The 8,551-nt window shown below is 74.3% G+C and carries 9 protein-coding genes; all 9 read left to right on the top strand.

All coding sequences use genetic code 11. The features are described 5' to 3' along the window. A partial coding sequence (locus ACJA3G_RS23185; RefSeq protein ID WP_406554956.1) for an adenylosuccinate lyase family protein occupies positions 1 to 1,487 on the top strand: 1,487 nt, incomplete at its 5' end. Then, a complete protein-coding gene (locus tag ACJA3G_RS23180) occupies positions 1,484 to 2,101 on the top strand; it encodes a hypothetical protein (protein WP_406554955.1) in 618 nt (205 codons plus the stop codon). The genes ACJA3G_RS23185 and ACJA3G_RS23180, both read left to right, overlap by 4 nt. A 68-nt stretch (positions 2,102 to 2,169) precedes the next feature. After that, a complete protein-coding gene (locus ACJA3G_RS23175; protein ID WP_406554954.1) occupies positions 2,170 to 2,856 on the top strand; it encodes an FmdE family protein in 687 nt (228 codons plus the stop codon). A gap of 44 nt (positions 2,857 to 2,900) precedes the next feature. Then, the gene (locus ACJA3G_RS23170; RefSeq protein ID WP_406554953.1) at positions 2,901 to 3,758 is read left to right on the top strand and encodes an NAD(P)H-binding protein; all 858 of its coding nucleotides are present in this window, start codon (positions 2,901 to 2,903) and stop codon (positions 3,756 to 3,758) included. 4 nt (positions 3,759 to 3,762) lie between these two features. Then, positions 3,763 to 4,644 (top strand): inositol monophosphatase family protein, encoded by an 882-nt coding sequence (locus ACJA3G_RS23165; RefSeq protein WP_406554952.1) that lies wholly within the window; start codon positions 3,763 to 3,765, stop codon positions 4,642 to 4,644. 212 nt (positions 4,645 to 4,856) lie between these two features. Next, positions 4,857 to 5,954, top strand: coding sequence for a phenazine biosynthesis protein (locus ACJA3G_RS23160; RefSeq protein ID WP_406554951.1), 1,098 nt, complete (start codon positions 4,857 to 4,859; stop codon positions 5,952 to 5,954). After that, complete coding sequence (locus ACJA3G_RS23155; RefSeq protein WP_406554950.1) at positions 5,954 to 7,330, top strand: aldehyde dehydrogenase family protein; 1,377 nt, start codon at positions 5,954 to 5,956, stop codon at positions 7,328 to 7,330. The genes ACJA3G_RS23160 and ACJA3G_RS23155 overlap by 1 nt, the downstream gene beginning before the upstream one ends. 69 nt (positions 7,331 to 7,399) lie before the next feature. Further along, positions 7,400 to 8,125 carry an SDR family NAD(P)-dependent oxidoreductase gene (locus ACJA3G_RS23150; RefSeq protein ID WP_406554949.1) on the top strand — a complete coding sequence of 242 codons (726 nt, stop codon included), beginning with the start codon at positions 7,400 to 7,402 and terminating at the stop codon, positions 8,123 to 8,125. Positions 8,126 to 8,186: 61 nt separating this feature from the next. Then, positions 8,187 to 8,549 (top strand): ArsR/SmtB family transcription factor, encoded by a 363-nt coding sequence (locus tag ACJA3G_RS23145; RefSeq protein WP_406554948.1) that lies wholly within the window; start codon positions 8,187 to 8,189, stop codon positions 8,547 to 8,549. The last annotated feature ends 2 nt before the right edge of the window (positions 8,550 to 8,551 follow it).

Raw genomic sequence — 8,551 nt, 5'->3', positions numbered from 1 at the left:
TCCGAGAGGCGACCGTCATGACCACCGCACCCTCGCCCGAGACCCCGGTCACCCGCCCGGCCCCCGCCCCGGAGGCCACCGGGTGCGCCCACTTACGCGGCCACATCACCGACTCGCGCTTCTACGGGCACCGGTACAGCACCCAGGCCAGCCACCGCATCTTCTGTGACCGATGTCGTTACCAACGGTGGCTCGACGTCGAGGCGGCGCTCGCCCTGAGCCAGGGCGAGCTGGGCATCATCCCGGCGGCGGCTGCCCGGATGATCGCGGAAGCCGCCGACGTGGACCGGCTCGACCTGGCCGCGATCCAGGCCGAGATCCGCCGCACCAGCCACTCCCTCGTCGGTTTCCTGCGCGTCTTCCAGGCCTCCTGCGAGGGCGGCGCCGGCGAGTACGTGCACTACGGCGCCACCACCCAGGACATCCAGGACACCGCACAGGTCCTGGAGATGCGGGACGTCCTGGACGAGATGGAGAGGCTGCTGCGGGGGCTGGCCGAACGGCTCGCCGAGCTGGCCGAGGCCAACGGCGCCACCGTGGCCCTGGGCCGCACCCACGCCCAGCCCGCCCTGCCGATGGGATTCGGGATCAAGATCGCCAGCTGGCTGGACGAGATCGTCCGTCATCTGGAGCGCGTCGAGCAGCTGCGGCCCCGGGTGCTGGCCGCCCAGCTCTTCGGCGGCGTCGGCACCATGGCCGGCTTCGGCGAGCAGGCGCTGCCGCTCCTGGAGGCGTTCGCCGCCCGTCTGGGCCTCACGGCGCCGGCGGTCGGCTGGCACGTGTCACGGGACCGGGTGGTGGAGTTCGTGTCCACGCTGGCGATGGTGGCGGGGACGATGGGCCGGATCGGGGACGAGGTGCGCGTCCTGTCCCGGCCGGAGTTCGGCGAGCTGGAGATCGGCTGGCGGCACGGCCAGGTCGGCAGCAGCACCATGCCGCACAAGCGCAACCCGGAGGCGTGCGAGCAGGCCGTCGTCATGGCCCGGCTCACGGCGGCCCAGATGGCCAACGCGCTGGCCTGCATGGGCGGCGACCACGAGCGCGACTCGCGGACGCTGCGCATCGAATGGGCCTGTGTGCCCGACGCCTCGCACTACGCCCTGTCGGCGTGCGAGATCGTCACCCACCTCGTGGGCGGCCTCGCGGTGCGCCCCGAGCGGCTGCGGACCAACGTGGCGGCGGTCGCCGAGCAGATCGCCACCGAGAAGCTGATGCTCGCCCTCGGCAAGCACATCGGGAAGCAGACCGCCCACGAGTACGTGTACGAACTCGTCCAGGCGGCACGGGAGAACGGCACCTCCATGCGCGAGGTGACCGGCCGCGACGGGCTGGCGGGCGCGCCGCTGGACGCCGCCGCCCTGGACGAGATCTTCGACCCGGCGACCTATCTGGGCCAGTCGGTGGCGCTGACCGACCGGGCGGTGGCGGGGGCCCGTGAGGCCCTGGCCCGGCCCGCGCGGCACACCGAGGGCGGCGACGCGCGGTGAGCGCCGCGCTCGCGCCCGCCGAGTCGGGCACCGGGGAGATATCCCGGGCCCGCGAGATCGTCTTCCCGCGTCCCCTCTACTCCAGCCTGGTGGCCCACGCCGTACGGAAGTTCACCGGCCACTACCTGGCGGGCGAGACCGAGGAGCGCAAGGCGTTCGGGATGCTCGCGGGCCGCCCGGTGCAGGGCGGCATCCAGGTCGGCTCGGTCTTCCCGCTCATCGTCAACATGCGCCACGACAGCGGGCACCGGGCCCGGATGGACGAGGTGGTCGAGGAGCACGCCATCCCGTCCGAGACCCCGATGGAGCAGCGCGGCTGGATCGCCGATCCGCGCGAGCTGATGGCCATCGACGACGCGTGCGACGACGCCGGGTGGGTGCTGTTCGGCAACTACCACACCCATCGGGTGCCCTGGCCGCACGATCCGCTGCGGGACACCTGCACGCATCTGGACCGGGTGCTGGCCGCCGAGTCGGGCCAGTGGACGTTCATCCTGTCCGTCGTCGATCTGCACCGCCCCCTCCTGCGGGCGTTCTTCGAGGGCGACAACGACCGCGAGGCGGCCGTCCGCATCGTCCCGCCGCTGCCCGGCATGCGCGCGGCCGGGGCCTGAACCGGCCCGGCTCCCGCGCGCCGTACCGCTCGTCCGTATCCCATCCGTACATCCGTAAAGAGGTCGTCATGGATCGCACCCAGGCATACAACGACGTCATCCGCTTCCACGGCCACGAGTGCCCCGGCGCCGCCTTCGGCGTCCGTGTCGCGGAGGCCGCGCTCGCCGCCCTCGACCTGAAGGAGCCGGGCACGCCCCTGGTCCTGGTCTCCGAGACCGACGCGTGTGCGGTCGACGCGCTCCAGGTGCTCACGGGCTGTACGTACGGCAAGCGCAACCTGGTCCACCAGGACACCGGCCGCAACGTCTTCACGCTGTGGGAGCGGGACGGCTCCCAGGGGGTCCGGATACGGGCGAAGGCGGGCAGCATCGTCTTCCGTACGGAGGAGATCTGGGCGCTGGCGGGCCGGATCGACGACGGCACCGCGACCCCGGAGGACGAGGCCGCCTTCGCCCGGCTCCAGGGCGAGCGGATCGCGAAGCTGCTGAGCGTGGCGGACGAGGAGATCCTCGCGGTCCAGAATGCCGAGACCCCGGCGCCGGGCGTCAAGCACCTGGCCCGTACCGACCTGTGCGTGGACTGCGGTGAGCCCACCAGTGTGGAGACGCTGCACGACCACCGGGGCCGCATGGTCTGCCCCGCCTGCCATCTGGCCGCGCACGGCGGGGTGCTGCCCGAGGGCCACGGCGACCACGGGCACCACCCGCAGAGCCACAAGCACCACCACGGCCACCAGCACGAGCACAAGCACTGACCGATGCCGACCGAGCGCGTGAGTGCGGAAGGGGCCCTGCGGCCGTGACAGTGTTCGTGATCGGCGCGGCGGGCGGACTCGGGCAGCTGGTGGTCCGTGCGCTGCGGGAGCGTGAGGTGGAGGTGGCCGTCCTGGCCCGGGACCCCGAGCGGGTCCCGGCCGGGCCGGGCGTACGGGTGGTGGCCGGGGACCTCTCGGACCCGGCCTCGGTCAGGGCGGCGGCCGAGGGCTGCGCGAGCCTGTTCCTCTCGGCCGCCTGCGACGTCGAGTGCCAGAGCGCCGCGGTGGACGTCGCCGCCGACGTCGGCGCGCGGCTGGTGAAGATGTCGCCCTGGCAGGCGGCGGTACGGGAGGACAGCCCCGCGCCCGGGGCCCGCCACCACTGGATCACCGAGCGGTATCTGGCCAAGCGGGACCTGCCGTACACGATCCTGTCCCCCAACTACCCGATGCAGGAGCTGATCCGGCACTACGCGCCCGAGGTGCGGCGGCGCGGGGTGCTGGTCGACCCGGCGGGCGGGCGCGGGGTGAGCGTGGTCGACGAGCACGACGTGGCGGAGGCGGCGGCCCATGTACTGACCGAGCGGGGGCACGAGGGCCGCACCTACGCCCTCACCGGCCCGGCCGCGCCGACCTTCGCCCAGCTCGCGCGGGTGCTGGCCGGGCTGCTGTCGGCGCCGGTCTCGGCGCGGGAGCTCGCCGGGGCGGAGCTCGCGGCCTGGCTGGCCCGGGAGCACCGGCCGTGGGTGGCCGAACTGGACGCGCTCTTCGGGCAGTTCCGCGCGGGCGCGGGCGAGCCGGTGACCGATGACGTGCGCCGGGTCACCGGGCACGAGCCGCGTGCCGTCGCGGACTTCCTCAAGGCCCACCTCCAGCACTTCCTGCCGGACCCGGAGGACTGAGCCGATGCCCGTGACCCCGCGCACCGCCGAACGGACGGTCGTCGCCGACGACTTCCTCGCCGCGGGCTTCGCCGCCCGTTCCGCGGTGGCGGCCGGACGGCTGCTCCTCGATCTGCGGATGCAGCACGAGGACGGCCTCGCCCCCGGGGGCGCCAAGATGGCGCAGCTCGGCCGCACCTGGTCCGGGCTGCTGCTGCGCAACCGGATCCGCGCCCGCTACCCGCGCGACGGGATCCTCACCGGACCGGCCGACCGGGCGCCGGACACCCTGCGCAGACGCCGGGTGTGGCTGGTCGAGCCGCTGGACTCGCCCGAGGAGTACCACGCCGACGGCGATCCGCACTGGTCGGTGCAGCTCGCGCTGTGGGAGCGGGAGCGGGGCGTGGTGGCCGCGGCCGTCGCGGTCCCCGCGCTGTGCGAGGTGGTGTGCACGGCGGACCGGGACGCGGGGTGGCGCCGGGCCCGGCCGGTGCCCCGGCAGCGGCCGAGGGTGGTGGTCGACACCCGCAACCCGGCGGCGTTCGCCCGTACGGTGGTGCGCCAGACCGGGGCCGAGCTGGTGCCGATGGGCTCGCCCGGCGCCAAGATCCTGGCGGTGGTCCAGGGCGAGGCCGACGCCTACATCCACTCCGCGGGCGCCTGGGAGTGGGGCGACGAGGCGCTGTTCCGGGTGGCGCGGGCGGCCGGGCTCCAGGTGAGCCGGCTGTACGCGCCGGTGGAGGGGCGGTCCGGTCCGGTGGACCCGGGCCGCCGCGCGCCCCTGGCGGTGCTCTGCCGTCCGGGGCTCACCCGGGCGCTCCTGACCGCCTTCGCGGTCCACGGCATCCGGCCGGCCGGGCCGCTGCCCGCGCCCCGGGCCCGCCCGGGGTCACCGGCCGCGGGGTGAGGCCGGGGGGTCGGGCCCGGCCCCCCGGCCGATCGGGGCGTCGCGTCCGCGCGGCCGACTCCCCACCGGCGGCGCGGGTCTTGACGCCCCTTCCCGCGCTCAACATACTGCCAACAATCAGGACCTCTGACAATCAGTCACCTGTTCTACGCCCGCCGCGTGTCGAGACGCCGGGTCGCCGATCCCTCCAGAACGGACAGGACCGAACCGAGATGGCCGACGACTTCACTTCCGTGTTCGAGCCCCCACTTGACCAGCTGCCCGACATCGACGACCTCGTCCGCGCGACCATGGAGTGGCACTTCTCCCCGCTGACCGGCAGCCCGTACTGGGTCGAGCGCGCCAAGGGCTTCTCCTTCGACCCGCGCGCCGACGTCCAAAGCCTGGCGGATCTGCGGCTGTTCGCGGACGTGCCGGTCGACTGGAGCCGCATACCCGCCGACCGGCTGGTGCCGCGCGGCAGCGCGCCGGGCACGCGGTACGGGATCTACGAGTCGGGCGGGGCCACCGGCGCGCCCAAGCGGATCGTGGACGCCACCTCGCGGCGCCGCAACGTCCAGTGGCAGAGCCTGATGCTCGACGAGCAGGGGTTCCCCTCCGGCGAGGGCAACTGGCTGCACATCGGCCCCACCGGCCCGCACGTCATGGCCAAGAACATCGGCACCCTCTCCGAACTGCGCGGCATGCTCTGCTACTTCGTCGACCTCGACCCGCGCTGGGTGCGGCGCTGTGTCAGCGAGGGGCGCCAGAGCGAGTTCCGCCGCTATGTCGACCACATCCTCGACCAGGTCAAGGACGTCCTGCGCACCCAGGACGTCCGGGGCATCTCCACCACCCCGCGCATCCTGGAGTCCATCGGCGCCCGCGAGGACGTGTACGCCCTGCTGCGCGACAGCGTGCGCGGCATCATCTGGGGCGGCACCAGCATGGACGGCGAGACCCTGCGCCTGCTGGACGAGGAGATGTTCCCGCGGGCCAGGCTGGCCGGCGCGTACGGCAACACCATGATGGGCGTGGCCCCGCAGCGCACCCCGCGCCCCGGCGACGCGGCGCCGTGCGTCTTCCGCCCCTTCTACCCGTACACCGTCGTCGAACTCGTCGACCCCGCGCAGCCCGACCGGATCGTCTCCGACGACGAGGACGGCCGCGTCGTCATCACCGTGCTGACCCGGGACTACTTCACCCCGCCGACCCTGGAGCGGGACCTGGCGACCCGCCGCGCCTCGGCCGACGGCTTCCCCGGCATCGAGCTCTCCGGAGTCCGCCCGTACGAGTCGGCGGGCACCTCCGTGGTCGAAGGGGTGTACTGATGGCCGAGGCCAAGGACCTGCACGAGATCCCGCTGATCCGGGCGGGCCTGCCCCGGCAGTCGGCCGAGCGCGCCGAACTCGCGGGCGTCGACGGCACTCCGCTGGCGCTGGTCCACCTCGCCCCGCCGCTGCTCGCGCGGCTGACCGTCGCGGACGCGCGGGCCGGGGCCGAGCGGACGCCGGAGCCGGAGCGCATCGCGGCGGCGGGCGAGCTCTTCGCGTCCGCGACCCTCAACGGGCTGACCCCGCAGGCCTATGGCGAGCTCCAGTCCCGGGTCGCGGGGGTACCCATCGCGGTGGCCCGGCACTCGCTGCGCGATGTCGCGGAGACGTTCGGACACGTGGGGGCGAAGTTCCTCGCCGAACGCCCGGCGGGCGTCCCGACCGCGCCCGTCCCGGGCGAGATCTCCACCGTCTGGACCCGGCGCGGCGATGTCCTCGCCGTGATCGCGCCCAGCAACAACCCCGGCACCCACACCCAGTGGCTCACCGCGCTGGCCTGCGGGTACCGGCTGGTGGTGCGGCCGGGGACGCGCGATCCGTTCACTCCGGCCCGGATGATCGCCGCGCTCCTGGACGCGGGCGTCGCCCCGCACTACCTCTCCCTGCTGCCCGGCAGCCACGCCACCGGGGACGCGCTGGTGGAGGCGGCCGATCTGAGCCTGGTCTTCGGCGGGGACGCGGCGGCCCGGCGCTACGGCGGGGACCGCCGGGTCATCCTGCGCGGCCCGGGCCGCTCCAAACTGCTGCACACCGGCGAGATCACCGAGCAGACGGTCGACGTGATCTGCCGTTCGGTCGGCTACGACGCGGGGATGCGCTGCACCAACGCGACCGCCGTGTTCACCGAAGCCGATCCCGCGGCGCTGGCCGCGGCCGTGGCCGAGCGGCTCGCCCGGCTGACCCCGGCGCCGCCCCAGTCGCCCGAGGCGCAGGTCCCGGTGCTGCCGCTCGCCGAGGCACGGGCGCTGCGCGAGCATCTGACGGGGCGGCTGGAGGGGGCGGTGGACGTGGCCGCGCCGCTGTATCCCGAGGGGCCGGTGGCGGACCTCGGGGACGGGTCGGCCGCGCTGCGCCCCGCCGTCCTGCTCTGCGACCGCGCGGACCACCCCGGCGCCCGGATCGAGCTCTCGTTCCCGTGCGTGTGGATCCTGCCGTGGCGGCGCGAGGAGGGGTTCGGCCCGCTGCGGGACACGCTCGCGCTCACCATCCTCGGCGGCGACGAGCCGCTGGCGCGCGAGGCGCTTCGGGAGCGGTCGATCCGCAAGGTCCTGCTGGGTCCCATCCCCACGTACCAGGCGGGCCCGACCAGTCCGCACGACGGCTACCTGAGCCACGACCTGATGGAGGCCCGGGCCTTCGGCACCTGGGCCTGAGACGCGGCCCGCGAGCCGCCCGCGCGACCCCGCCCGACCTCGCTGCAACGACCCCTGGAGTGTGTGGAGATGACTCGAACCGTCCTGGTGACCGGCGGCGGCACCGGCATCGGCAAGGCGATAGCCGCGGCCTTCCTCGCCGACGGCGACCATGTCGTCATCAGTGGCCGCCGCGAGGACGTGCTGCTGCGGGCCGCCGAGGAGCTCGACGGCCGGGTGACGGCGCTGCCCTGCGACGTCACCGACCCCGAGCAGCTGGAGGGCTTCCGCGAGCGGCTGCCGGACGTGCTGCACGTCCTCGTCAACAACGCGGGCGGAAACCGGGAGTTCGACGCCCCGCCGCCGGGCGATCTGCGGGCCCTGGCCGAACGCTGGCGGGCCAACCTGGAGGCGAACCTGCTGGGCGCCGTGCTGACCACGGCCGCCGTGGACAAGCAGCTCGCCTCCGGGGGCGCCGTGGTCAACATCAGCTCCTTCGCGGCCGACCGGGGCGCGGGCTCGTACGGCGCGGCCAAGGCGGCCATGAACAGCTGGAACATCTTCGCCGCCCGCCAGCTCGGGCCGCGCGGGGTGACCTGCAACGTGGTGGCACCGGGCTACGTCGACAAGACGGAGTTCTTCCGCGACCGCCGCTCGGAGCAGTTCCACGAGGCCCGGGTGGCCGAGACGATGCTCGGCCGGGCCGGACAGCCCGAGGACATGGCGGCCGTCGTACGGTTCCTCGCCTCGCCCGCCGCGCGGCACATCACCGGGCAGGTCGTCCGGGTCGACGGCGGCGTGATCCCGACCCGTTGAAGGGCGGTCCGGTGCGGTCCGGCCCCCCGGCGGGCCCGCACCGGACCTCTACGATGTGCACATGAGCGCGAGCAAGCACCTGTCGGATGCGCACTCCCCGCACCCGCGCACCACTGGCGAGGACGAGCGCCTGGACGTCGCGGTCGCCGTGCTGACGCTGCTCGCGGACCGCACCCGGCTCGCCCTGCTCAAGGAGCTCGGCAAGGGCGAGGCGGATGTCACCACCCTCACCGAGGCCTGCGGGGCGGCCCGCCCCTCGGTCAGCCAGCACCTGGCCAAGCTGCGCCTGGCCGGTCTGGTGGCGACCCGCAAGGACGGGCGCCGGGTGGTCTACTCGCTGCGCCACGGCCATCTGCGCCGGCTGGTCGACGAGGCCGTGAACGTGGCCGACCACCAGCTCGGCGCCCTCCCCCCGCACGACTGACC

This window comes from Streptomyces sp. YS-3 (genome assembly GCF_045257485.1).
GTDB lineage: Bacteria > Actinomycetota > Actinomycetes > Streptomycetales > Streptomycetaceae > Streptomyces.
The sequence above is the reverse complement of the archived record's forward strand: the minus strand, read 5'-3'. Positions and strand labels throughout refer to the sequence as shown.